Annotated in this window: 28 protein-coding genes and 1 pseudogene; 6 read left to right on the top strand and 23 right to left on the bottom strand. The window is 37.1% G+C overall.

The window, feature by feature from the left end:
- Positions 1-257: 257 nt before the first annotated feature.
- Positions 258-635: a GerW family sporulation protein gene (locus LKE46_RS17400; protein WP_291725396.1), complete on the bottom strand. Its 378-nt coding sequence runs from the start codon at positions 633-635 to the stop codon at positions 258-260.
- Entirely contained in the window at positions 563-1192 is a 630-nt protein-coding gene (locus tag LKE46_RS17395; protein WP_291725394.1) for a DUF2953 domain-containing protein, read from the bottom strand. Before LKE46_RS17395 ends, LKE46_RS17400 begins: the two co-directional genes overlap by 73 nt.
- Positions 1193-1267: 75 nt before the next feature.
- Here LKE46_RS17395 and LKE46_RS17390 point away from each other — a divergent pair, with 75 nt between their 5' ends.
- The gene (locus LKE46_RS17390) at positions 1268-1552 is read left to right on the top strand and encodes a DUF4491 family protein (protein ID WP_291725392.1); all 285 of its coding nucleotides are present in this window, start codon (positions 1268-1270) and stop codon (positions 1550-1552) included.
- Between the two features lie 10 nt (positions 1553-1562).
- Complete coding sequence (locus LKE46_RS17385; RefSeq protein ID WP_291725390.1) at positions 1563-2375, top strand: lecithin retinol acyltransferase family protein; 813 nt, start codon at positions 1563-1565, stop codon at positions 2373-2375.
- Between the two features lie 77 nt (positions 2376-2452).
- On the opposite strand, the gene LKE46_RS17380 is transcribed toward LKE46_RS17385, so the two are convergent.
- The gene (locus tag LKE46_RS17380; RefSeq protein WP_291725388.1) at positions 2453-2944 is read right to left on the bottom strand and encodes a spore coat protein; all 492 of its coding nucleotides are present in this window, start codon (positions 2942-2944) and stop codon (positions 2453-2455) included.
- 425 nt (positions 2945-3369) lie between these two features.
- On the opposite strand from LKE46_RS17380, the gene LKE46_RS17375 reads away from it, so the two are divergent.
- From LKE46_RS17375 to LKE46_RS17365, 3 genes are read left to right on the top strand one after another with little or no spacing between them, the layout of a single operon-like run.
- On the top strand, positions 3370-3582 hold the full coding sequence (locus tag LKE46_RS17375; protein WP_291725386.1) for a spore coat associated protein CotJA: 213 nt from the start codon (positions 3370-3372) through the stop codon (positions 3580-3582).
- A 15-nt stretch (positions 3583-3597) separates the two neighbouring features.
- Entirely contained in the window at positions 3598-3903 is a 306-nt protein-coding gene (locus LKE46_RS17370; protein ID WP_291725361.1) for a spore coat protein CotJB, read from the top strand.
- Between the two features lie 11 nt (positions 3904-3914).
- A complete protein-coding gene (locus LKE46_RS17365; RefSeq protein WP_291725360.1) occupies positions 3915-4517 on the top strand; it encodes a manganese catalase family protein in 603 nt (200 codons plus the stop codon).
- Positions 4518-4542: 25 nt separating this feature from the next.
- Here the strand turns inward: LKE46_RS17365 and surE are convergent, their stop codons facing one another.
- The 6 genes from surE to LKE46_RS17335 all read right to left on the bottom strand — a co-directional run bounded on the left by surE (position 4543) and on the right by LKE46_RS17335 (position 12291).
- The gene (surE, locus tag LKE46_RS17360; protein ID WP_291725357.1) at positions 4543-5316 is read right to left on the bottom strand and encodes a 5'/3'-nucleotidase SurE; all 774 of its coding nucleotides are present in this window, start codon (positions 5314-5316) and stop codon (positions 4543-4545) included.
- 27 nt (positions 5317-5343) lie between these two features.
- Entirely contained in the window at positions 5344-6006 is a 663-nt protein-coding gene (locus tag LKE46_RS17355) for an MgtC/SapB family protein (RefSeq protein ID WP_291725355.1), read from the bottom strand.
- 14 nt (positions 6007-6020) lie between these two features.
- Complete coding sequence (addB, locus tag LKE46_RS17350) at positions 6021-9455, bottom strand: helicase-exonuclease AddAB subunit AddB (RefSeq protein WP_291725353.1); 3435 nt, start codon at positions 9453-9455, stop codon at positions 6021-6023.
- Between the two features lie 81 nt (positions 9456-9536).
- The gene (locus LKE46_RS17345; RefSeq protein WP_291725351.1) at positions 9537-10490 is read right to left on the bottom strand and encodes a 2-hydroxyacid dehydrogenase; all 954 of its coding nucleotides are present in this window, start codon (positions 10488-10490) and stop codon (positions 9537-9539) included.
- Between the two features lie 109 nt (positions 10491-10599).
- Positions 10600-10968 (bottom strand): P-II family nitrogen regulator, encoded by a 369-nt coding sequence (locus LKE46_RS17340; RefSeq protein WP_291725349.1) that lies wholly within the window; start codon positions 10966-10968, stop codon positions 10600-10602.
- Between the two features lie 99 nt (positions 10969-11067).
- The gene (locus tag LKE46_RS17335) at positions 11068-12291 is read right to left on the bottom strand and encodes an ammonium transporter (RefSeq protein ID WP_291725347.1); all 1224 of its coding nucleotides are present in this window, start codon (positions 12289-12291) and stop codon (positions 11068-11070) included.
- 228 nt (positions 12292-12519) lie between these two features.
- Between LKE46_RS17335 and aspD the strand changes: the two genes are divergently transcribed.
- Entirely contained in the window at positions 12520-14178 is a 1659-nt protein-coding gene (gene aspD / locus LKE46_RS17330; RefSeq protein WP_291725345.1) for an aspartate 4-decarboxylase, read from the top strand.
- Here the strand turns inward: aspD and LKE46_RS17325 are convergent.
- From LKE46_RS17325 to LKE46_RS17260, 14 genes and pseudogenes are all read right to left on the bottom strand, one after another.
- Positions 14175-15989, bottom strand: coding sequence for an ABC transporter ATP-binding protein (locus LKE46_RS17325; protein WP_291725343.1), 1815 nt, complete (start codon positions 15987-15989; stop codon positions 14175-14177). The genes aspD and LKE46_RS17325 overlap by 4 nt on opposite strands.
- On the bottom strand, positions 15986-18079 hold the full coding sequence (locus LKE46_RS17320; protein ID WP_291725341.1) for an ABC transporter ATP-binding protein: 2094 nt from the start codon (positions 18077-18079) through the stop codon (positions 15986-15988). The genes LKE46_RS17325 and LKE46_RS17320 overlap by 4 nt, the downstream gene beginning before the upstream one ends.
- 15 nt (positions 18080-18094) lie before the next feature.
- Positions 18095-18538: a MarR family winged helix-turn-helix transcriptional regulator gene (locus LKE46_RS17315; protein WP_291725339.1), complete on the bottom strand. Its 444-nt coding sequence runs from the start codon at positions 18536-18538 to the stop codon at positions 18095-18097.
- Between the two features lie 146 nt (positions 18539-18684).
- Positions 18685-19119, bottom strand: a complete 435-nt coding sequence (locus LKE46_RS17310; protein WP_291725337.1) for a DUF134 domain-containing protein — start codon at positions 19117-19119, stop codon at positions 18685-18687.
- Complete coding sequence (locus LKE46_RS17305) at positions 19089-19265, bottom strand: hypothetical protein (RefSeq protein WP_291725335.1); 177 nt, start codon at positions 19263-19265, stop codon at positions 19089-19091. The genes LKE46_RS17310 and LKE46_RS17305 overlap by 31 nt, the downstream gene beginning before the upstream one ends.
- Before the next feature lie 37 nt (positions 19266-19302).
- Positions 19303-19659 (bottom strand): NifB/NifX family molybdenum-iron cluster-binding protein, encoded by a 357-nt coding sequence (locus LKE46_RS17300; protein WP_291725334.1) that lies wholly within the window; start codon positions 19657-19659, stop codon positions 19303-19305.
- A 47-nt stretch (positions 19660-19706) separates the two neighbouring features.
- On the bottom strand, positions 19707-20066 hold the full coding sequence (locus LKE46_RS17295) for a C-GCAxxG-C-C family (seleno)protein (protein WP_291725332.1): 360 nt from the start codon (positions 20064-20066) through the stop codon (positions 19707-19709).
- Positions 20029-20904 carry an Mrp/NBP35 family ATP-binding protein gene (locus LKE46_RS17290; protein WP_291725744.1) on the bottom strand — a complete coding sequence of 292 codons (876 nt, stop codon included), beginning with the start codon at positions 20902-20904 and terminating at the stop codon, positions 20029-20031. Before LKE46_RS17290 ends, LKE46_RS17295 begins: the two co-directional genes overlap by 38 nt.
- 420 nt (positions 20905-21324) lie before the next feature.
- A pseudogene (locus LKE46_RS17285) lies at positions 21325-21561 on the bottom strand (HAD hydrolase family protein); the annotation flags it as partial.
- Positions 21562-21736: 175 nt separating this feature from the next.
- A complete protein-coding gene (locus tag LKE46_RS17280) occupies positions 21737-22324 on the bottom strand; it encodes a hypothetical protein (protein WP_291725330.1) in 588 nt (195 codons plus the stop codon).
- Between the two features lie 11 nt (positions 22325-22335).
- Positions 22336-23265, bottom strand: a complete 930-nt coding sequence (gene pfkB / locus LKE46_RS17275; protein ID WP_291725328.1) for a 1-phosphofructokinase — start codon at positions 23263-23265, stop codon at positions 22336-22338.
- A gap of 146 nt (positions 23266-23411) precedes the next feature.
- Entirely contained in the window at positions 23412-24269 is an 858-nt protein-coding gene (locus tag LKE46_RS17270; protein WP_291725326.1) for a tagatose bisphosphate family class II aldolase, read from the bottom strand.
- Between the two features lie 16 nt (positions 24270-24285).
- Positions 24286-25326, bottom strand: a complete 1041-nt coding sequence (locus tag LKE46_RS17265) for a galactitol-1-phosphate 5-dehydrogenase (protein WP_291725324.1) — start codon at positions 25324-25326, stop codon at positions 24286-24288.
- Entirely contained in the window at positions 25326-26696 is a 1371-nt protein-coding gene (locus tag LKE46_RS17260) for a PTS galactitol transporter subunit IIC (protein ID WP_291725323.1), read from the bottom strand. The genes LKE46_RS17265 and LKE46_RS17260 overlap by 1 nt, the downstream gene beginning before the upstream one ends.
- Between the last annotated feature and the right edge of the window lie 10 nt (positions 26697-26706).

Below are 26706 nucleotides of genomic sequence, written 5' to 3'. Positions count from 1 at the left end.
AGTATCATGCCAAAAAATAATATTACAGCTGGATTTTGAATCAAGCTCCTAAAAGTAGCTATATAAATTGAATATAGACATATAAAATAAAACTACAGTTAATCGATTATATTTCACTAATAAAATAAATACACTATTTTTGATTTCATTAATGAAAACCTTTAATAACTTTTCAACATAGCCCACAAAACAAAAGGTGCTTTCCAAAGTTGAAAGCACCTTACACATTATACAAAGCTGAAATAGGTTCACAAAACTTATTTCGCCTCTTTTTTTGCCTTATGTTCCTTTATTCCCTTGTCAAGCTTTTCAATTATTCCGGGAACAAGTTCCACGAGCTTGTCAAGATTACCCTTGTTTCTTATGGGAATCATCTGCACCATTTCACCTTTTATTACAAGTACCGCATCTGGAGTTATTCTGGCACCTGCACCCAGACCTCCCCCTTCTCCTGACTGTTTCTTGCCGGGATCGGTTCCTTCTCCCGTACCCGTACCACATCCAAAGGTTACAGTTATAAATGGAACAAGTGTTATTTCATCATCTATCTTTATAGGTTTTCCTACGACGGTTTCTGTTTTAAAGAAGTTTTCAAGCTTTGAAAAAAGCGCCTCTGCATTTTCTTTAATATCCATGACACACCTCCAAAATTAATAATGACTACAGGTCTTATTTTACCACAAATGCCCATACTTATATACAGTTCTTCCTCCAAAAAATCCGGCTTAATATCAATACAGGAAAATTTGAAAAATGGCCTGACCATATAAATAAGCCCTGCAAGCATTCCGGTACATGACGGATCGCTGAAGCCATACTTTCCCTCCAATTTAAAGTATTCCGGCCTAAGCTTGTCCAATATCTTGTGAAAATGATTTTTATATTCCTTTATATTTGTAAGCAGATCATGTATGGTGAAGTTGAATTTTCTATTGGTATTTCTAGTTTTTTTAGTCTTGAGGTTCAACTTCTTTTTGAAAAAGAATATTTTGATGTTTATTTCAATGTCTTTACCGCAGCCACCGCCTTCCAGTAAAATCATATTGAAGATAAGCGCAACTTTGAAATTGAAGCTCACATGTCTGTCCTCCATTAAAACATCCACAGAATATTTTACGGGAAGCATTAAAAAAATTACAGCAGCTGCTATTATGACCAAAATCATATCCAGCATTATGTATAATATTGTCATATTCCACACCCCCGATACATTAATTCAATTAAATGATATAATAATAATATAATCAATACAAGGAGCTACAAAAATATGAATAATTATGGAATTCTGATGGGTCTGTCAGTTCTTGTGCTAACAGCAATAGGTCATATAGCCGTAATAAAAGGTGAATACCATTTCGGAGTGAAAATATGGGTACTGTTCTTTGTGGTAGGAACAGCAGGTATAATAGTCTCCTTTATGGTAAAAAATATATTGTTGTCTGGTTTTCTTGGAATACTTGGTTTTACATCACTATGGAGTATATCCGAGGTATTCAAACAGAAAAAAAGAGTCGCCAGAGGATGGTTCCCTAGAAAAAATAATACATTGTAAGGGTGCTTTTATGAAAAAGAATAAACTTTTAAAAATACTGATACTGATTGCTGTAATTATAGCAGCATATTCCAGCTACAGGATATATTTCGCTAGAAACAACTTCAGTGTCGAGGACCGATACAGCCAGATCAAGATTTCAATGCACGGGGAAATAGTCTGGGATTCTACCTCGAGGAAAAGTATATCCGTAAAAAACAGTAATGGACAGCCCATCAAGGTATATGCATTTTTGGATACCGGCAAAAAAGACATATTGATAAATCCACCTGTAAATGGCTTTACACATGACAACCTGTATTACATCACCATTTCACACAACCTCCACTTCAAAAATGGCAGTATGGACAAAGATAAAATAGTGAAATTCAAAGTCAAGAACGAGGATGCACCTCTGCCAAAGAAGGTAAAAAGAACACCCCGATATGGGGATATAGTAGGCACATCCGATGTTTATATGGGCTACAAATACGACCACTATGGAGTTTATGTTGGAAACAACAGGATTATTCACTACTGCAGCAGCAACGGAAAGGTGTCTGATACTGAAATACAGGAAACCAGCCTATATCCATATTTCAAAAAGGGAAAGTATTTTGTACTGGACCTTGGAAATGGAGCTAAATTCAATTCCTATGAGACAGTAAGAAGGGCAAAATCAAGACTTGGTGAAAAAAGCTACAATCTTCTTCAAAATAACTGCGAACACTTTGCTGTATGGACAAAGACAGGAAATGCCAGATCCTATCAGCTAGACAGACTCTCAAGCAGCGAAATAGCCCAGATCAGGCTGTTTATGTCCATGGGAATAAATCTTCAATAAATACACCAATATACAAAATGCTGTCGCATTAGCATAAAAAATATGCTAATGCGACAGTCAATTTTGAGTTCAGACTTTTACTGCACTTTATACAATCCCTTGCTGGCCATATAGTTGTATATGGATTCACCGTGCTGCTGTTCTTCCTTCTGTATGTGATTCAGAACATCCCTTGCATTTTTATCCCTGAATTCAAATATTGTGGTATCATAAGCTCCCGATACGTATTTTTCCGTCATAAGCATATCCTTGCAGAAATCCGCATCATTTGGCCCTGCAGCACCCGGCTGGGGCTGAAGGCCTGCAGATGCAGTACCTGCCAGAGGCAGCTGTGCTGGCTGTTGTGCTGTGCTGGAACCTCCACTCACATTTGGTATCTGCCCGCTCAAAAGAGAATTTATACTGTTCAGGTGTTCCCTTTCAGCATTGGCATTGTCCGTAAATATTTTTTTTAGCTGGGGATCCTGTGTCTGATTTGAATAATTGGTATACTTTTCTATGCATATTTGTTCGTGGGTTTTTTGATCTTCCAGCAAAGTTCTTTCCTTGTTGCTTAAAGTAATTGACATAAAAACACCTCCGATTTTATTATTTGCCTTGGTGTTCTTATTTATTCAAAATTAAAATACAAAATGCTTCAAATTATATAAAAATAAATTTGAAGCATTTTGACAATTCCAATCGTATAATAATATAGAAGAAAGATTTATGTAAACTTCCGACATATATAAGAGCATATAACTGGAGGGTACACATATATATGATCCATGGAGGTTTACATAAATTTAACTGCATAAATACTAAAATTCACTAATTAATATGATTATACCATTAAATGAGTATGTATTAAACCTATATTTAAAAATTTTATCATAAATTTATATAATTAAATCTATAACGAATACTCTACATATATCATTAACATTTTAATTGAAAATGAATATATTGACATTGTAAACAACTATTAGAGGTGAAAACATTGTATCCAAATTTCATGCCTTATATGGCTCCGAACATGGGACCCAATATGGGACCAAACGTGAGGCCCAATTTCATGCCTCCTCCAAATATGATGCCGCAGATGCAGCTTGCTAGGGTTTATATAATGCCCCAGCCTTTTATTGGGCTGCTGCCACTCAAGGAAGCACTGAGGGAAGGAACAGTATTTCCCAATCTTGTCAAGCCCTACAATCCGAAAAAAAAATAATATAGGAGGAGAACCATGAAGGATAATAACAACGCCAATATTGGCAGTAAAAACAATAAGGGCAGTAAACTGAGCAGGAAAAGCCTCTTGAACAAAATAAGAGAACTTGAATTTGCTGCAGTAGATCTCAATCTATACCTCGACAACTTTCCAAACAACCGGGATGCACTGTCAGCATATAACAAATATACCACACAGCTTCTTTCATTGAAAAAGGAGTATGAGGACAATTATGGTATGCTGACCAATTTTGGATCAAGCACAAGCAAGTATCCCTGGAGCTGGATAAACGATCCATGGCCTTGGGAATCTGAGAAATAGGAGGATAGATTATGTGGAATTATGAAAAAAAGTTGCAGTATCCTGTAAATATAAAGAAAAAAGACGTCCGGATGGCCAAATATCTCATAACCCAGTTTGGAGGACCTGACGGTGAGCTGAGTGCTTCCATGAGATATTTAACCCAGCGTTACACAATGCCCACAGGCAAAACAAAAGGTTTACTTACAGACATAGGTACGGAGGAACTCGCACATGTAGAGATAATAGGTGCAATGTTCCATCAGCTTGTTGAAGGTGTGACGCCGAAAGAACTGGAGGCTGCCGGTCTTGGAGCAAATTATGTCCAGCACGATCATTCCCCATTTTTGGTGGATGCAAACGGTGTACCCTGGACAGCCGCCTACTTTGCATCTACCGGTGACCACATTGCCGACCTGCATGAAGATCTGGCTGCAGAGGAAAAGGCAAGAATGACCTATGAGCATCTGTCAGACCTGACAGATGACCCTGATCTGAGAGATGTACTGAGGTTTCTAAGACAGAGGGAAGTAGTCCACTTTCAGCGTTTTGGAGAAGCTCTCATGGATGTACAGGGCGGCGTAGGTATGAAAAAGAATTTTTATATGAAGCCTGAAAAAGGCTGTAACTGCTAGTAGAAAAAATGGACAGTGAAATGCTTCACTGTCCATTTTTTCTCTGCTCAAATATATTCTTGACATTGTTCAATATATCATGGTTTGTCAAATCATAGTGAAGTGGCGTAAGTGTGGCATAACCTCTCCTTATATAGTAGAGATCCGTTCCTTCCACATCGTATCCCGTCAATTTCCCCTGACGATGAAAATCTTTATTTTTGTTTTCATCCTCTTTTTCTACGTAAAAATCATCATACATTTTAAAGCCTGTTCTGCATACCTTTATGCCCTTTATATCCTCCTGCTTCAAAGGCGGTACATTGAGGCTCAGCACTATATCATCCTTGAGGTATCTTTTTTGTTTTGCAGTATTCAGAACCTGTCTTGCATAGTCCGCAGCTATATTATAGTCATATCCGGGCTGACCCACACCCATGGATACTGCCATGGAAGGTATTTTGCAGAGAGCAGCTTCAATTGCAGCAGAAACTGTTCCAGAATACACTACATCGATTCCTACATTATACCCTTCATTTATTCCCGATATTACCATGTCCACATCTCCTGCTATTTTATCCACTGCAACCCTGACACAGTCCGCCGGAGTACCGTCTACACTGTATGCCTCGGCTCTTATTCCCTGAATTTTTTTCTGTCTCACCGCTATCCCCCTTGCCACAGTTATGGAATGACTGCTGGCACTTCTCTGCTGCGATGGTGCGGCGATTATAATTTCATTATCCTCTTCAAGGTGTTTTGCCAGGGTGTAAAGTCCCTGTGCATTTATTCCATCATCATTGGTCAACAACAATTTCATATATTTACCTCCAAATCAATATTATCATCAATCTACATTCACATTTTTTACATATTCTACTTTAAGAAGACTTATCATAATCTGTCTGGTATCATCCGGACTTTTACTGTACAGCCTGAATGTAATTCTTACTTCAAAATCCCTGTCTTTTTTATTGTGATGCCTGTCTACACGTATATTCGATATTCTCATTTTTGAATCCTTCAACACATCCAACGAGGGATTTACACCTTCTATGGACATATCTGCCTTTACAATGGAATACAGGGCACTTCTCTGAAGTTTGTTGAATATCTCAAGTCCTACAAGTATGAGAAGGGTGGCACTTGCCCCCGGTATATACATTCCAGCTCCAATAGCAAGGCCGATGCCTGCCGTAGCCCATAATCCAGCGGCAGTAGTAAGACCTCTTACATACTGGTGCTCCACTATTATAGTTCCCGCCCCGAGAAATCCAATCCCGCTTACAACCTGTGCAGCCACCCTGCTTGGATCAAGTCCTACAGAATCAATTCCTGCAAGATCAAAAAAGCCATATTTTGATACGAGCATTATAAGAGCACTTCCAAGTGAAACTACAAAATGTGTCCTGAGTCCCGCATCCTTGAAATGGCTTCTTCTCTCAAATCCTATAAATGCTCCGAGCACACCTGCCAGAAGCAGTCTCAATATCATCTCCCATTCATTCATTATAAATATCCCCCTTATCTATCATTTACTTGTCTTTCTATATCCCTCCATATCTCATCTACGCTCTTTTTCTGAAGTACATTGTATCTGTTTCCCCTTACCATAACATCAAACTGGCATATGGCAGAATAAATACAAAAATCACAGCCGCTTTTCAGATTTTCCCTGCAGGGTGAAATTTCTATATCACCTTCAAGTATCCTCTCGCATACATCTGCCATGGTAATTCTCACATACTTTCTAAGCATGTTGAACTGGTCCAGTGTAGCAACAGATGATCTGCCGTATGAAATATTGCCGTCCTTTTTTATGGATGCCGGTATTATATCCGAAGCTCCATCAATGCTGTCATCCATATCCCTTATTATATCAGGATCATCCAGCAGTAGCCCGTTCATCCTGAGGCTTTTTACTATTTTTCTTTCTATTTCTTCGTACGTCATGCCTTCCTTGCCGCTGATTATGGGATCATCCAGCTTGAAGTACAGCATTCCTCCCGGAATGGCAGCTTTTTCCGTCTGCTTTTCAATTTCAGAAAGTATCACATCCAGATATACGAGAAGCTGTATCTGAAGTCCGTAATATAGATCTGAAATATCAAATTCCTTTACTCCGGATTTGTAATCTATCACCCTCAGATAGTCTGCCCCATCTTGTCTCATTATATCTATTCTGTCAACCCTTCCCGAGAGGCTTATTTCCTCACCTGAATGGAGCTTCACTGAAATAGGCGGAAAATCTCCGGACTTTCCAAAGGAAACCTCATATCCCTCCGGATCAAATCGGCTCTTTTTTATGTGCTCCGTCACAAGCCAGACAGCTCTTGTAACAACCCTTCTCAGTCTTGTTGTAATATGTCTGTATCTGTTTGAACTGTTCAATATTGAATTTGGCCTTTCCTCAAGCATATTTTCAATTACAAGGGAGACATTTTGGCTGCACCATTCTTTGTCTATGTCCCTCCATGTAAGTTTTTCCTCCTTTAATTTGGTGGAAAATACCTGAAGTACACTGTGCATGAAGCTTCCTATGTCAGGAGGTGTAAGATTGTATATTCTCCTCTCCCCTGCCTTCAAACCGTACTGTACAAAGTATGCAAATGGACACTGTACAAATTTTTCAAGCCTTGAAACACTCATGTTGAGATGTTTTCCATAGAGATTTCTTACCTTTCTGGTATCTGCTATCTCCATTTCATTGGTGTAGCTGAATCCTTCAAGTATGCTGTTCAACTTAGCACTCCAGTCCTTACTGCCTTCATACCATCTGTATACATCAAGCCAGACTGGATCAGCAGCCTTTTTTAGCGAATCATATCTTATATTCTGAATAAGCTTGTTGAAAGTGGCCCCGGGTACGCTCACAGATTCCATTCCGCCTTTTGTCTCAACACCTTCATCAATAAGATCACTTTCTTCTACAAGTTCCGGGAAAATTTTTTTCAGCCTGGATATTATAATAGACGGTCTCTTCGACTTTCCCTCATCATCTCCTATGGCATAACTGATCCTGAGATACCTACTCATTATAGTCAAGGTTGTATATATGAGAAATCTCTCTTCAAAGGCTCTCGTCCTGCTGTTTTCCACAAGTTCCATACCCATCTCCCTGAGTTCGTCCCTGTCTCCGTCCGTAAGGATTCCATCAGAAACCATGCATGCGGGAAAAATCCCATCATTTGCACCAACTATATAAAGTGCCTTTATATCATGACTCCTTATCCTGCTAATACTTCCTACGAGTACCTGATCAAGAGAAGGCGGTATGACACCTATTTTATACTCGCTGAATCCAGCTTCAAGTATATGGCTGAAGGTATCCATGCCGAAGACATCATTACCTGTGGTATCTACTATCTGATCCAGGGTATCCATGACTATGTTCCATATCTGACTGTATTCCCTGGCTTTGTCAAGACGTGAACTTTCCTTGAATTCAACTATTATATTTTCTATCTTCTCAGGTATTTTTATATCACATATGAAATTGTAAAGTCCGATACATTTGTCCCTGCCGCTTTTTCTTCCCTTGATGGAGGAGGACAGTTTTATAATAGGTTCCCTTACTCTGTCCCTTATGGAGTTTATCTTCTGCAGGAGCTCCTCCTGGTTGTCATCCTCGTTTTCATTGGTACTGTAGCTCATCCTGAATTCCCATGGTTTCTCCATTGTCCATTTTGAACCTTTTATCCCATTTTCCAGAACATAGTTTTCCAACAGATCTATATCTTCATTGTCAAAGTCAAGAAGCCAGGTCTTCAAATATCTGAATACCGACTCATAGGACCAGTTTTGGGAAATTATATTTACTGCGGAAATTATTAAAATTACTATTGGATTGTCGTCTATATTTCTCTTTTTATCAATGAAAAACGGTATGCCATATTGTGTAAACACAGCCTTTATTATATTTTCGTAGCCTTCTAGATCGCCACTTACAACTGCCATGTCCCTGAATCTGAAATTGTTGTCCCTGCATAATGAAATTATATTTCTTGCCGTATTTTCCACTTCGGTGTATTTGTTCAGAGATCTGAGTATACTTATATTTTTAGGCTTGTATTCATACTGTCTGTATGGATATGAGAGCATGTAGCTTTCCAGATGCTGAAGCTCACTGCTGTATTTGAACTTATAGCATGGTCTGCCGCTCAGAACAACGGGTTTTTCATAGCAGATGTTATTCCGTTCTGCCATTTCAAGTAACTTTTTTTCTGTAGTTCCGCAGGGCAGAAAGAGATCATCATTTGAATCCATGCAGAGTGTAAAATTCACTTTATCAGCCCGTATCATTATTTTTTCCAGTATATTGTATTCCTGCGGGGTAAAAGTAGAGAACTCATCAACCCATACCTGTGCACCATCAAACATGGAGGATTCATCAAGCTTTTGTGTCAATATGTCAAGTTTATCTTCATCATCCACATAACTCTGCTTCATCCTGCTCTGGAACTGTGAAAATACCGTTGCTACGTCACTCAGCTTATTGTATAGAGATGGATTTTTCACCTTATTTCCATTTATGATGTCTTTCAATCCATCAGGGTTTATACCATACCTTTTAAACTCCTTTATAGTTGTTGAAATATCGGATACAAGCCCCCTTTTCCTGGCACCTTTCTTGAAAACCTTCAATTTATCCCTGTTCTCCTCAAGTATTTTATATAGAAGTATGCTCTTTCCCGAATCATTGATATGCCTGTTTGTTTCTCCTCCCACTTCATCCATTACATAATCCGCCATCCTTTTGAAGCTTACAACCTTAACCTTCAATATTCCGTTATGCCCTATACTTTCTATTATATTTTTCTCCGTTTGAAATGAGAACTGTTCCGGTACAATCAATATAAGGGGATCTGGTCCGTTACATTGAATTTTTCTGCCGATATCCCAAAAGCAGTAGTGGCTTTTTCCACTTCCGGACCTTCCGTATATAAATTTTATACTCAATAGATATTCCCCCTTAATACATTATATGTATAATATATTAAATAAAGCCCTGCACATTTGCAAGGCCTATTTAAATACAGATTAGAATTTCACCAGATTCTGAGGCTGTCCATCAAGCCATTTGATTATGTTCTCGAAGGTTATATGTGCCCTCCTTACCATAGCTTCCTTTGTTGCAAATCCTATATGTGGAGTAAGTACCGTGTTTGGTGCATCCAAAAGAGGATATATGTCCTCAAGAGGCGGCTCACTGTCAAATACGTCTATCCCTGCCCCTCCAAGCTTTCCAGCTTTCAATGCCTGTGCAAGAGCTGCATTGTCGACAATCGGCCCTCTCGCTGCATTTATAAGCAGGGCACTTTCCTTCATCAAGGCAATTTTTTCACTGCTTATGAGCCCCTTTGTGTCATCATTTTGAGGAAGATGGACTGAAACAACATCACTTTTTGAAAGGAGTTCATCCAACGTTACATATTTTATGCCAATACTCTCAAGTTCTTGCTTTCTGCTTCTATTATATGCAAGAACACTGCACCCGAATGCCTTTGCCAGTCTGCAGACTGCAGATCCAATTGCTCCGGTTCCAATTACGCCAAATGTTTTCCCGCTCAGATCTCTCTGGCTGTATCCGTCTTTTGTCTTTCCCTCCCTGGTAGACCTGTCCAATGGTACGATGTTTCTGAGAAGCGATAGAGTGAGTCCTATTGCAAGCTCGGCTACAGAATCCGTACTATAGCCTGCTGCGTTTGAAACAACCACATTTTTGCCGCATGCTTTAAGCTCAACATGGTCAACTCCTGTAAAAGCTATGGAAATCATCTTGAGTTTATCATCGGTGGCTATTACCTCACCTTTAAGTGGCATATTCGCAAGTACAATTACTTCTGAATCACGAACTCTCTCTTTTAAAATCCCTGTGTCTGTAACTTTATTGTTATAGATTACAAGTTCATGTCCTCTGTCTGTAATCGGTTTCGCAATGTTTCTGAGTTCATCTTCGGAAAGTCCAAGCGGTTCGATAACTGAAATCTTCATAATCATCACTCCATATGCAATTATTTAATATACAATTATAATTGTAGAATAAAATCTCTATAAAAACAAGGACATACATGGAAATTAATCCTGTACGTCCCTGTATGATTCAGCTTTCCTTCTTATATTGAAGGGCAGCTTTTCCTTCATCTCCGGTACTTATTCGTATAACATTCTGTACATCATATACAAATATTTTTCCATCGCCTATTTCTCCAGTGTGGAGAACCTTCTTTGCAGTTTCAACCACGGTTTCAACAGGTATCTCGGAAACTATTACTTCTACTTTTATTTTTGGAAGAAGATTTATATCCATTGTCAAGCCACGATAATATTCCTTGTGTCCCTTTTGCATTCCGCACCCCAGAACATTGGTAACAGTCATCCCGGCAATTCCGATATCACCAAGAGCCTTTTTCAATTCCTCAAACTTCCCCTGTGAAGTAATAATATCTATTTTTGTAAGCTTATCAGCCATGATTATACCTCCTTTTATAATACATTTTTATAATGCAAATTACTATAATATAATTCTATGCTAATTTATTTAATTTAGTCAACATCCCAAATAAATTTATCAGCTGTTCAATCCACCATAAGCTTCCTCACCATGTTCTGTAACATCCAATCCAGTTTCCTCGGCTTTGTCACTTACTCTTATGCCGCTTACAGCCTTAATTATTTTGATTATAATAAATGTAACTACTGCGGAGTAAATCACACTTGCCAGAATACCTATAATCTGTATCAGAACCAATTTGGGATTTCCATGAATAAGTCCGTTTGCACCAGCAGAGTTTATTGCCTGCCATGCAAATATTCCCGTTGCAATTCCGCCCCATATACCACCTACACCATGGCATCCAAAAGCATCAAGTGCATCATCATATCCAAATTTGGATTTTGCAAATGTAACCGATGTATAACAAATTGCTCCTCCTATCAGCCCTATAAGAATTGAAGCAAGAGGACTTACAAAACCTGCACCGGGTGTTATTGCTACAAGACCTGCAACTATTCCACTTGCAACTCCAAGAGAAGTTACTTTCTTTCTATATGCAAGCTCACACAGACTCCAACTCAAAGCTGAAGCTGCTGCCGCAGTATTTGTAGTTATAAAAGCATTTACAGCCACGCTGTTTACGGCCAGTGCACTTCCTGCGTTGAAACCGTACCATCCAAACCAGAGCACTGCAGCTCCCATGCAGGTCATAGGCAGGTTACTTGGTTTCCCGACATTTTTCCTCTTGCCAAGCATAATGGCTGCTACAAGTGCCGATACTCCTGAACTTATATGGACTACATCTCCACCTGCAAAATCGAGAGCTCCAAGATTCTTTAACCATCCACCTGCACCCCATACCCAGTGGGCAATCGGGTCGTATACGAAGGTTGTCCAAAGTATTAGAAAAGCAACCCATGGTAAAAACTTCATTCTTTCTGCTATTGATCCTGATATAAGTGCTGGAGTTATTATTGCGAACATCATTTGAAATAACATAAATACCTGCTGAGGTATTGTAGCAGAATAATCCGGATTTGCTGCGAAACCAACTCCCTTTAATCCTGCAAAATTAAAACCTCCTAAAAATCCTCCAATATCCGTACCAAAACTAAGTGTATATCCTATAAGTATCCACTGTACAGATACTATAGCGAGAGCTGAATAACTGTGAAGAGTACTGTTCAAGCTATTCTTTCCTCTTACCATTCCTGCATAAAATAAAGCCAATCCCGGAGTCATTATCATTACCAACGCCGCGCATACAATTACAAACGTAGTATCTACTCCACTTATCATAAAAAGACCTCCTCTAAAAAATAAAAATTAAGAATAAAAATATAAACAAGCTTTTAAAAAACTTGTTTATATTTTACTCGTTTTTAGGCATATTATCAATAGAAATATTAAGATTTTATTAGATTTGTTATTTTATCTATATGTTCAATGAAGAATAATTTCGTATAATTCTGCAGACCATAAAAAATGAAATTGCAATAAACAATAATTTAGTAACGGAGAATTTTTATGAATACAAAAAACATTGAACGTATGGAAATAGAAAGAATCTACGGCATAATAAGCCCTTTTGAATTGAGAAACAGCCTAATTCAGCTTGCCAGGGATGAAGGTAAAAAAAGTGCACATACGCTTTTAGATGCAGGCAGGGGAAACCCAAACTGGACGGCTGCTCCACCCAGAGAAGCATTTTTTACATTCGGCCAATTTGCAGTACACGCAGCAAGGAAGACCTGGAAAACATGTGACTGTCAGAATTTACTGGCAGGCATGCCCAAAAAAACAGGTATAGCGGAGGAATTCAAAAAATATGCGGAGAAACACAGTTATATGCCTGGAATGAACCTGCTAAATGAAATAATAAATTACGGAACGGAACAAAAGGGATTTGATCCCGATAATTGGATCTATGAACTGGCAGATGGAATAATAGGCGACAACTATCCTTCGCCTGTAAGGATACTGCCGCATATTGCAGATGTGGTTCAGGATTACCTGAAAGAAGAAATATACTCTGAAGATCCATCCCCTGAGTTTGACATGTTTGCAGTAGAGGGAGCAACTGCCGGGATGTGCTATATATTCGATTCGCTCATTGCAAACAACCTCCTGGAAATAGATGATACCATTGCAATCATGACTCCTATTTTCACTCCTTATCTGGAAATTCCGCTCATACCCCGTTATGGTTTCAAGATCATCAACATTCAGGCCTCTGAATTTTCCCGAAACGGTCAAAAGAGCTGGCACTACTCCGATGAGGAAATCGAAAAGCTTGCCAATAATGACATAAAGGCATTATTTCTGGTAAATCCGAGTAATCCGCCTTCTGTGGCCATAAGACCCGAATCCATGGAAAAACTGACAGCCATAGTAAAAAAATACAATCCGAATCTCATGGTAATATCAGATGATGTCTATGGCACTTTTGTAGATGATTTTAAGTCTGCGGCATCATACCTCCCCTTCAATACAATAGGGGTATACTCCTTTTCAAAATATTTCGGAGTTACAGGATGGCGTCTCGGTACTATTTCCCTGGCAAGACAAAATGTATTTGACCATCTGCTTGAAGCACTGCCGGAACACGAAAGAAAATCAGCCAGAAGGCGTTATGAAGCACTGTCCACTAATCCGGAAAACATAAAATTTATAGACAGAATAGCTGCAGACAGCAGACAGGTTGCCTTGAACCATACCGCCGGACTGTCCACACCCCAGCAGGTTCAAATGGCTTTTTTCGCCGTATTTTCCCTTATTGACAGAAACCACAGTTACAAGCAGATTATACAGGATATCTGCAGGAGGCGTAAAAGAAAGCTCTTTGAAAGTCTGGGACTGGATTTAACAGAAGATCCGTACAGTGCTTCCTACTACACCGAATTTGATATACTTGAACTGTCTCAAAATTTTTATGGTGAGGAATTTACAGGATATCTAAAATCCAATTACAAGCCTGTGGACATATTGTTCTCGCTTGCAGAAAAATCTTCAATAGTACTGCTGAGCGGAGCTGGATTCAAGGGACCTGAATGGTCCATAAGAATATCCCTCGCCAACCTGGAGGATGAAGATTATAAAAAAATAGGTGAGGTGCTCCACAACGTACTGGAAGACTATGCATGCAAGTGGGAAAAGTCTAATAAGAAACCTGCAGGTATAAGTTAGTCTGCTTCAAATTGACTGTTGTATAAATTTGCATATGTCCCTCCTTTTTCAAGGAGTTCCCGGTGACTGCCCTGCTCCACAATATCTCCATGATCCATGACAAGTATTAAATCAGCATTGCGGATTGTTGACAATCTATGGGCAATTATAAAGCTCGTGCGATTTTTCATGAGATTGTCCATGGCTCTCTGGATCTGAACTTCCGTACGGGTGTCTACCGAACTTGTAGCTTCATCAAAAATAAGTATCCTTGGATCGGCAAGTATGGCCCTTGCAATAGTAAGCAGTTGCTTCTGACCCTGCGATACGTTGCTGGCTTCCTCGTTCAGAATCATATTGTAGCCATCGGGAAGAGCATGCACAAATTCGTCAACATGTGCCGCTCTTGAGGCTTCAATTACCTCATCATCAGAGGCATCAAGTCTTCCATATCTTATATTCTCCATTATGCTTCCATTGTAAAGCCAGGTATCTTGGAGAACCATTCCGAATATGGATCTAAGATCATTTCGCGTAAAATCCTTTATATCATTGCCATCTACAAGTATTGATCCGCTATTTATATCGTAAAAACGCATAAGGAGCTTTATTATGGTTGTCTTTCCTGCCCCGGTAGGTCCTACGATTGCAATTCTCTGTCCCGGTTTAATAAGGGCGGAAAAATCATTTATTATTACCTTCTTCGGATCATAGCCGAAGCGGACATTTCTGAATTCAACACTGCCCTCTATGCTGTCAGGTTTCACCGGGACTGATGTTTCGGCTGTCTCTTCCTCTTCCTCCAGAAATTCAAATATACGTTCCGCCGAAGCTGCTGTCTGCTGAAGTATATTTGAGATGTTGGCAATCTGTGAAATAGGCTGTGTAAACGAGCGGACATACTGGGTAAATGCCTGTATATCACCAACTTCGATGGTCCTCTTGGCTGCGAGCCATCCTCCCAGAATACATATTGCCACATACCCCAGATTCCCTACAAAATTCATAACCGGCATCATTATTCCGGACAGAAACTGTGATTTCCATGCAGCTCCAAAAAGCTTTCTGTTCATACCGTCGAACTTATCTACACTCTCTTTTTCACCATTGAAGGCTTTCACAACAATATGACCACCATACATCTCCTCAACGTGTCCGTTCAGGTTCCCAAGGTAATCCTGCTGCTGTTTGAAATACCTCTGGGAATGTTTTACAATGACAGCTATGAGCAGCATAGATACCGGAATTATGCAGAGGGCCACAAGAGACATCTGCCAGCTTATGGTAAACATCATTATCATTACGCCGATGACGGTTGTAACTGATGTAATAATCTGTCCCAGGCTTTGATTAAGGGTCTGGCTCAATGTATCTACATCATTTGTAACACGCGACAGTACCTCCCCATGATTTGTCCTGTCGAAATACCCCAGCGGCATTCTATTTATTTTTTCTGAAATGTCCTTTCTGAATTTATAGCTCACCTTCATTGATATTCCGGACATAATCCATCCCTGGATATAGGCAAATACCGAACTTATCACATACAACACTGCAAGAAGAGCGATTATGTTTCCTATATAATTAAAATCTATACCACCGATGCCGGATATTTTTTTCATGACACCTTCAAACAGTTTTGTTGTAGCCTTCCCAAGTATTTTGGGACCTACTATTGAAAATATTGTACTTACAATTGCAAATATAAGTACGATAATCAATGATATTTTATAATCGCTTAAATATCCGATAAGTTTTCTCATGGTCGGTTTGAAATTATGGGACTTCTCACTGCCTTTCATCATGGCTGCAGGCCCTTTCCTTCTGCTCATGCCAATTCCTCCTCAGATAATTGTGATAGTGCAATTTCCCTATATGTTGTACAGTTCTCCATAAGTTCTTCATGAGTGCCTTTACCTACTATTCTGCCTTTATCAAGAACTATTATCTGATCAGCGTTCTTTATTGTAGAAATACGCTGTGCCACAGTCAAAATGGTACTTGATTTTGTTTCAGATTCCAGTGCCTTTCTCAATCTGGAATCAGTTTTGAAATCAAGAGCTGAAAAGCTGTCATCAAATATATATATTGCCGGTTTTTTCACCAGAGCACGTGCAATTGAAAGCCTCTGCTTCTGTCCTCCCGACACATTTAACCCTCCCTGGGAAATTTCACTCTTGAATTTTTCCGGCTTTTCATCAATAAATTCCTCTGCCTGTGCAATCTCTGCCGCTTTTCTTATATCTTTCTCTGTTGCATCTTCCCTGGCATACTTTAAATTCGATTCAATGGTACCTTTGAAAAGTGAACCTTTCTGAGGAACATAACCTATTGAATCCCTCAATTCATTCTGGGTAATATCCCTTATATCAGTCCCATCAATCGTAATGTGCCCTTCAGTTACATCATAAAAACGCGGAATAAGATTGACAAGAGTTGATTTTCCCGAGCCTGTAGAACCGATAAAGGCAGTTGTCTGTCCTGGAAATGCCCTGAAGTTTATATTCTTGAGTGCATATTCTTCCGCCCCTTCATATTTGAAGAAGACATCTTTGAATTCCACCATTCCCTTTACCCCTCCTTTAAAGTGCAGAGGCCTTTCAGGATCCAGAATAGCCGGTTTTACTTCAAGGACCTCACTGATTCTCTGACCGGATACCGATGCCCTCGGTATCAGAATAAACATAAATGACATCATGAGAAATGCAAATATTATCTGCATGGCATACTGCATAAATGCCATCATATCTCCTACCTGCATGCTTGAATTTGCAATCTGGTGAGCTCCCACCCATACTACAAGTATGGTAATTCCGTTCATTATAAGCATCATTGCGGGAAACATCATGGACATTATGCGATTTATAAACAGATTCGTATTTGTCAGATCCCTGTTTGCCTCATCGAACCTGTTCTCTTCAAACTTCTGGTTGTTGAAAGCCCTTATTACCATCATCCCTGATAGACTTTCACGTGTAACAAGATTCAGCCTGTCAACCAGTTTCTGAACTTTTTTAAATTTAGGAAATGCAACTGCAAATATGCACCCGATCAAGCCAAGCAGGACCACAACTGCCAGGGCGATAATCCATGACATGGATGTGCTGTTGCTGACGGCCCTCATGATTCCTCCAACTCCCAAAATCGGAGCATATATAATCATCCTTATGGCAAGAAAAATAACAAGCTGTATCTGGGTAATGTCATTTGTAGTTCTCGTTATAAGAGAGGCTGTGGAAAATTTGTCAAATTCCCTGCTGGAAAAACTCTCGACTTTTTCAAACAAATCCTTTCGCAGATTGCGGCAGAATCCGGCTGCGGTTCTTGCAGCCAGAAATCCCACCGCCACGGTACAGACCACACTCATAAGAGAAAAAAGCAGCATTATTACTCCAGTATGGATAATATAATTTCTCTGTATCTTATCTGTATTCATCCCGAGCATGGTGTATTCGGCCTTTACAAAACCAACTGAAGCCTGCGTCACCATATCTTCGCCGGACAGATTGAATTTCTTATCAGCCCCTGATGCAGAAAGAAACGCCCTTCCCATTATTGGATTCATTCTGTCTATTTCAGGTTTTTCAATATTTTTCAAAACATATACCGGCTCCTTTTGCAGTCCCGGATAGTCCTTTACATATTTATCATAATCCGGACTCGATCTGTCAATCAGGTTGTAATTTTTCACGATCTCCAGTCTATCGTCTTCATTCATGGACACTTTAAGTTTATTCATTTCAGATTTTCTAAGTGCCTTGGGCACCGCATTTTCAATTCCATTTTGCTGTATCCCAATATTTACGATATTGGACATATAATCCGGAAGTGACAGGTCGCACATCGCCTGTACAAAAAGTAAAATTATTGCACCTGCAACCAACGCAATAAACGGCTTCAAATATTTCAACAACTTAAGCATTATTTCACCTACTCCTTATTTTATTTCCTGTCTGTCCATAACCCTCTCCAGTGTAATGAGCCCTCTGCTTATTACATTCATTTCCTCGCCGGTTGCACTGTCAACCATGGATTGGAACGTACCATAAACTTCATCGTGCTTTGATCTGGCAATTTTCATGAATTCAGGAGTCACATCCACATATACAACTCTCCTGTCATCCTTGCTCCTGATTCTGCTTACCCATCCCTGTTTTTCCATTCTGTCCACAATTCCGGATACAGTACTGTTTGACAGACCAATTTTCCGGCTTAAATCACTTATTTTTATTTTACCGTTATGAATTAGCGTAATAGCCACAAACACCTGCGGTGCGGTCATATTAAGCTCCTTGAAATGATTTTCCACGTCTTTGTGAACATTTCTCATAACCCTTTTTATAATTTTAAGCAGGTACATGGCATCTTGAACATTATTCATGTAATATTTTTCCCCTTCTTGAATATATTTCGCATCAATATATTTCGTATGCAAAATATATTTTAATACTATAATACCCTCAAGTCAACACTTTTTTATATTAAAAAAGTGGATAAACCACCTTGGTTTTATCCACTAAAATTAATTTAATCTTTGCACCATCTTTTACAAAAGCCGACCTTTTTACTACAAGCTACTTTATTTGAACCACACACAGGACATGCATATTTGTCATTCTCATATTTTATCTCATACACATTTCCGCAATTAAGACATTTAAATTTACAAAATGTAGCCTTATAATTTCCTCCATTTATTCTTATTGCATTACCTTCTGTAAGGGCAACAGCTACTTTTTTTCTTGCATTGTCGATGATATTTTGGAATGTCTGCCTGGACACCTGCATTTTTTTTGCACACTCTTCCTGATTCAGTCCCTCAATATCTTTGAGTCTCATTGCTTCAAGCTCCTCTACCTTCAAAACCATTTCCTCAATCTTGCATCTAGGTTTCCCCCATGGGACAAAGTAGGTATCCTCCGGGAAAAATTCTACTCTTCTAAATTTTGTCGGCCTTGGCATTTTAAAACCTCCCTGCATTTGCTGCATATTCCGAATAAAACAATATTCTTGCTATCATCTATATCTATTATATCATTGCAATTAGTACATTTAAAATGAATATGAAGAGGTTTTTTACTGTATATTTTTAATCCATAATAGCTCATTCCATATCCAAATATCCACCTCACAAATTGGATTTAACTAATTACTGCAATTTCCTTCATGTTGATGTTCTGTACATACACTTCCAGTAGACCTCAAATCTCCATTTATATATTTCTGTACCGCATCGTCACACAAACCTTGAACACCTGTAACAACCTCTATTTTATTATCTTTAAATAATTGAACTGCAGTTTCCCCCATCCCACCTGATATTATTACATTTACATCCTTATCCTTCAAAAATATCGGTAAAAATCCTTGCTTATGTCCCGGATTTTGCACAAAGTCCTTTTTTAAAGACTTATCCTCTCCTATTTCATAAATCGCAAATCCTCCACAATGTCCAAAATGTCCACTTATTTGTTTTCCTTCACTTGCTACTGCAATTTTCATTTTTATTCCTCCCTGTATTCTATTTTTAATAATTTTAATATATTGACTTATTTAAGACATTCTCTCAAAATTTCATAAGTATATTCTATTATTTCATCACAAGATATGCCTTTTTTCTTCAGCTTTGAGCACTCAAAGGTTCCATATTTTTCTTTTACTCTATTCATTACTTCTTTGGTGATTTCTCTCGTTTCATTTGATTCTTTACTTGTCTCTCTTCCCTTTATTGAACCTAAAGCCATTAATGCTCCAGTAACAGCTCCACAGGTAGTTCCAACAGTCATACCTGATCCAAAAGGACTAGCTATAGAGACTGGAATATTTGTTTCTTTTTCTTCATTTATGGCTTTTACAATAGATTCTGCACAATTATATCCTTCCTTGTGAAATTCCAATACTTTTTTCATCTTTTATCTCCTTCTCTAAGCTTTTAATTATATTTTCAACTATTTGACTGAATATTGAACCTATACTATTATCTGTATTTTTATTCTTGGAAGGCAATGAGTTACATATACCGTCTACGACAGGCAATTCCCCGAGAAGTTTTAAATTCATTTTTTCTAAAAATTCATAAGTATTTTCCCCATTGAAAATTTTGATCTTTTTATTACAATTTGGACATTTTACATAGCTCATATTTTCAATAATGCCTAAAATTTTAATATCCATTTTCTTTACCATATTTACAGCTTTTGAAACTATCATGGATACTAAATCTTGAGATACTGATACCATTATTATTCCATCAATAGGTATTGACTGCATTACAGTAATAGCTACATCTCCCGTTCCGGGAGGCATGTCAATTACCAAATAATCAAGTTCTCCCCACAACACATCTGTCCAAAACTGTTCAACAACGCTGCCTATTATAGGGCCTCTCCAAATTACAGGTTCTTCCTCATTTTCTATCAATAAGTTAAGTGATATAACTTTTATACCTTCTTTAGTAGTTACAGGCACAATATTCCTTTTTATGGATTCTGCTCTTTTATTTTTCAAATTCAGCAATTTTGGAATACTTGGTCCTGTAATATCAGCATCAAGTATACCTACTTTAAAACCTTTTTTATTGAGTTCTTTTGCCAATAATACCGAAATTGTAGATTTGCCCACCCCTCCCTTTCCACTCATTACACCTATTACTTTTTTCACATTATTCATAGGATTGTTTTTAATCATACAGCTTTCTTTATCCTTTTCACATCCGTCGTTTGATGGACATGAATTACAATTTGACATACAATCATCTCCATTTTTATAATTGGCATTTGCCACTTTCATGTTACTCCTATTTATAGTTATTGTCAAATGCCAATTATAATTAAATAGTCTGCCCCCAATTTACAAAAATTAGGAATAAAAAAGGACTACTTATTGGGGTCACATCATACGGTGTTTCACTGCCCACTTATATATTTTCAATCATTGCTATTTGTATAGTGGCGTTGTCTGATAAAAGGTCAGATACTAAAATAGAAAATAAAATAACTTTGGTATCTGATGATATATCATCAGATACCAAAGTAAACATAAATAATTCTAAAAACAATAGTAGATGGTCCCTGACAAAATCTATCTATATTCTCTCACCTTTAGAGTTTTCGAAAAATCTGTCGATTGTCAAAGTACCAATTTACCGCTTACATTGCACTACTTCTTTTATATTATTTTATAATGTTTTAAAGCATAATCTATTCCATCGTCTTCAATGTCCTTTGTTACAAATGAAACTAAATCAAATAATAATGGGTTGCCATTTCCCATAGCTATACTGTTTTTTACATACTCAAGCATTGGTAAATCATTGGTGCTGTCACCTCTTGCGTAGGTATCTTCATGTGGAATATCTAAGTAGTTTATTACATATTCTATCCCAAATGCCTTTGAAAAGCTTAACAGTTACATTAGGTGTAGTTTAAAATAGCCTCCAATATTAGTTTTTCTAGTTTATATAATTAGATATTGTTTTGGATTGATTCCACAATTTACTTTGTATAACTCATATATACAAGCCTTAAATAAATTCTAATAAAGTAACATTATCTATAATTCTATATAATTTGTTGTATTACTAATCAACAAATATTTTGTAAGTACAATTAAATTTATTACCAGCTTTTAATGAAACCGTACCTTCCCTATCTTTAAATTTACCAGCAAAATCTTCATACTCTGGATGTCCAAACCATGGCTCTATACATAAAAATGGTGCACCTTTCTCTGGAGCCCATAAGCATAAATACGGAAATCCATCAAACCCAACTCCCAAAGATTTATTATTATTTTTAGATTTTATAGCTATCTTGTTTGATTTAAGTTCATCAAACATCAAAAGTCCATCCTTAAATAATCCCTTTGATAACGGCAGTATATTTTCATCATTTAAAAATTCTTCTGGTTTTCTTGAAAGATATACATCTTTATTTACTCCATATTTAGAAATAGTTTCATTCTTATTAAATTCCAAATAGCAGTCTTCTAATAAATCATTTTTTTCAATAGGACACATGAATGCTGGGTGTGCACCGATGGAAAAATATATTTGTTTATCATCTAAATTTAATACAGTATAAGTTATCTTAACACAATTTTCTTGGAGAGTATATGTTATATATAAAGAAAACTTATAGGAAATAAAATTGGAGCATGATATTTCCAAAATAATTCAATTTACTGAATTTCCTCTACTCTTATTTTTGTAGTTAATTCATCAACTACAAATTTTGTTACAAAACCACTTTCTTTTTCCATTGCGTTAGCAGTCCCGCAAGCTGATGCAAATTTTAAAGTTTCTTCAATTGTATATCCCCTCTGAATAGATATTGCTACTCCTGCAACATAAGAATCTCCTGATCCTACAGGATTAATCGCTTTTACTTTTGGAATATTTACTTTATAGAATTTTCCATTAGTTCCTGCAACAGAACCATCAACACCTAGTGATATTACAACAAATTCTACACCTTGAGATTGAAATCTTTTTATTTCCTCTACTGCATCTTCTATTGTATCAATTTTTCTTCCTGTCAAAGCTTCTATTTCATCTCTATTTGGTTTAATAAAATATGGCTTTCCTTTAATTCCTTCTTTTAAAAGTTCTCCACTAGTATCTAATAAAAATCTTTTCCCTTGTGAATTAGTCATTTCTATTAATTTTCTATAAAAATTACTTGGAATATTCCTTGGTACGCTTCCAGATGCTACAACTATATCGACATCTTTAACTAAATCTATATATTTATCTAAAAAATATTGTTGTTCATTTTTACTTACTTCTGGTCCTGGCTCAAGTATTTCAGTTTGCACAAGATCATCTGAAATGATAGCTAAGCATGATCTTGTTTCTCCATTTATATTTACAAAATCGTGTTTTATTTTGTATTCATTTAATTTTTCATTGATAAATTCTCCTGCTTTACCTCCCAGTAGGCCTGTAGCTATACATTCCTCATTTAATATTGTTATTACATTTGCTACATGTATCCCCTTACCACCAGGGGTATTTTGAACTTGCTTTGCCCTTATAACTTTTCCTTTAACCATATCTGTTACTTCGTATCTTTTATCCAAAGATGCATTAAGGTTCAAAACCAATATCATAAAATAATTCCCCCTATTTTTTAATAATCCTTGCTTCATATAGGATATAGCATATTAATTATTCAAAATTCCTATCTGGGTTTATACTTAAATTTTTTTTTTCTAAATATAGTCTTTAAGATACTTTATTTTACGCCATCTTAGGTTTAGTATCTGTTCACACTACCACAAACTTCAATTTTATGATGTACTATTTTCTTCATAGCTTCTTTCCCTGGAGTCATATATTTTCTCGGATCATTTTCCCTTGGGTGTGTATTAAAGAATTCTTTTACAGCATCTGAAAATGGGATTTTTAAATCTGTAGCAACATTAACTTTACATATTCCAAGCGAAATTGCCTTTTTAACTAATTCGTCCGGTACGTCTGATGCCCCATGCAATACTAATGGTACTGTAACCTTGTTTCTTATTTCTCCTAACCTTTCAAAATCAAGCTTTGGTTCACCTTTGTATAATCCATGAGCTGTACCTATTGCTATAGCCAACGAATCCACATCAGTTCTGCTAACAAATTCTGCTGCATCGTCTGGATTTGTATACATGGCATCTTTTTCATTAACTGCAACATCATCTTCCCTTCCACCAAGTTTTCCAAGTTCTGCTTCAACTGTTGTATCAAATCTATGAGCATATTCTACTACTTCTTTAACAATTTCAATATTTTTTTCAAATTCATGTTTTGATGCATCAATCATACATGACCTAAAGCCTATATCAATATCTTTTTTTATTGCTTGTATATCTTCAAAATGATCTAAATGTATGGCTATTGGAATATTATACCTTTCCGCTGCCACTTCTGCCATAGCCCTAATATAGTCTGGGCCAGCGTACTTTTCTATTGTTGATGGTGTTCCCGCAATTATTACTGGTGATCTCATTTCCATTGACGTCTCTGCTACAACTTGCAATGTTTCAAGATTGTGTATATTAAATGCTGGTACTGCATATCTTTCTCTTTGAGCTTTTAAAAGCATTTCCCTTGTTGATAATAATTTCATTTCCTACCTCCATATTTTATAATATATACATCACTTTTATTGAATTTTCATCTTTGCTAAGCATAGCTTCAAATGCATTATAACCATCTTTTAATTTAAATCGATGAGTTATTATCTTATCTACATTTATCTTTCCTGATTCTAAATACTCCACTGCAGCTTTCCATTCGTTGCCCGGAAATGGTGCTGAGTATGACATCCATGAACCTGTTACATTTAATTCTCCTCTCAAAATATTCTCAAAAGTTTTATGATTTATTGTTACATCCTTATTAGCTGTTCCAACATAAACTACGCTTCCTAATTTATCCACTAAATTTAATACCTGACTTTGTATAAAGTTTACACCTGCAGTTTCAAAAACATAGTCAACTTTTCCATGTTCATTAAAATATTCTATAACATCTGTTTTAAGAGAATTAATTACTTCATACGCTCCCAATTCTTTTGCCATAGATAATTTAAAATCGTCTATATCTACTACATATACTTTTTCTAACCCTTTAGCTTTCAAACATTGCATTAATAAAATCCCTATTGTACCGCAACCATAAACTATAGCTTTTTTTCCTGAAGTTATATTTACTCTTTCAACTCCATGAAGCGCTACTGTTATTGGTTCTATACATGCTCCTTGCTCGTAAGTTACACTATCAGCTAATTTTATAAGATTCTTACCAGGTACTGCAACATATTCTGCCATAGCTCCTGGTTCTCTTGAACCTATGAAAGAATAACTTGTGCACATGGCCGGATGACCCTTTTGACAGTTTTTACATTTTCCGCAAGGTACTAAAGGTGCTGCTGTAACTCTATCTCCAACTTTATAGTTTCCAACTTTTTCTCCAATTTTTACAATATCTCCTGCAAACTCATGTCCTACTATTTGCGGGAAACTATGAACTCCTCCATCTCTCGCACGAGGTATATCTGAACCACATATTCCACATGCTCTAACGCGAATAAGCACTTTGCATTCTTCAACTTTGGGAATTTCTACATCTTTATATACTAACTTTTTTACATCTTCAATTACAAGTGCTTTCATATATTCCATTATACTGTCATCTCCTCTTTATTTTCCATTTCTTTTTTCTTATCTTTATACCAGAAGTACGTAAATATTAAGCAAAATACATACCCTACCCCAATAACTATAAATCCTGGTAAATTAGTTGCATTAAATACCTGAGTTAATATATATGTGATTGGTGAGCCACCTTGATCTAACGATGCTACTTTAGTTACTCCATTTTTTAGTTGACCTGCATTTTGTGCTAATATTGTATGGAATCCAATTGTTTGATTTGATATCCATATAGCTATAAACATTATGATACTTCCTGATATTAAGGTTCTAAATAGATTTCCTTTATGAATACCAACCGCCATTGCCACAAAGAAACCTATAGTTGCTAAATCACCAAATGGTAATACTTGGTTTCCTGGTACAATCATAGCTATTAATATAGTCAGCGGTATAAATATTAGCGATGCTGTAACAACTGTAGAGTCTCCTAATAACACTGCCGGATCCAATCCAATATAGAAATTTCCTCCACTAAATCTTTTTTGTAACATTTTCTTAGCTGATTCTGAAATTGGAAGTAAACCTGTCATAATATGCTTTACAACTTGCGGCATAAGAATTATAACAGCTGCCATTTGTATACCTAATGTTAAAACTCCTTTAACATCATATCCTGCTAATGCTCCAATTAATACTCCTAAAATTCCACCCATTATTGCCGGGTCTCCAACAGCACCAAATTTACTTGCTATTTTATCTGTACTTATGTTTATATCTTTTATTCCAGGTATTTTATTTAACAAGCAGTCTATTGGAACTGCCACTGGTCCAAACCATGCAGAGGAACCATGAGGTATTGCAATACCTTCAAGACCAAAATAATCTTCTGTAACAGGTGAGAACCAATCTCCAAATTTGTAACTTAATGCTGCATGTATAATAATACCTACTACACCAATCCAAAAACTTCCTGTTGCTATGTTTAACAAAGCGCCTGTAAATGCATAGTGCCATATATTCCATATATCAATATTTACAACTCTAGTAAGTCTAAGCACCAACATAATTAGATTAGTAACTATAGCTATCGGTATTGCAAATAAAGCTATCTTACTTGCCCAAGTCATTGGTGATGAACCTGGCCAACCTACATCAATTACACTCATGCTAAGTCCAAAGTTTTTTGCCATAGCTGAAGCTGCTGGTGCTAAATTATCTAACATAAGTCCGATAACTAAACCTATGCCAACAAAACCTATACCTATTGAAATTCCGGACTTTAGTGCCTTTCCTGGTTTTTGCCCTAAACATAAAGCCACTACAAAAATTACTATTGGAAGCATTACTGATGGTCCTAAGTTTACAAAGAACTGAATAACATTTAATACCGTTTGCATAATAATTATT

Source organism: Clostridium sp. (assembly GCF_022482905.1).
GTDB lineage: Bacteria > Bacillota > Clostridia > Clostridiales > Clostridiaceae > Clostridium_B.
The sequence above is the reverse complement of the archived record's forward strand: the minus strand, read 5'-3'. Positions and strand labels throughout refer to the sequence as shown.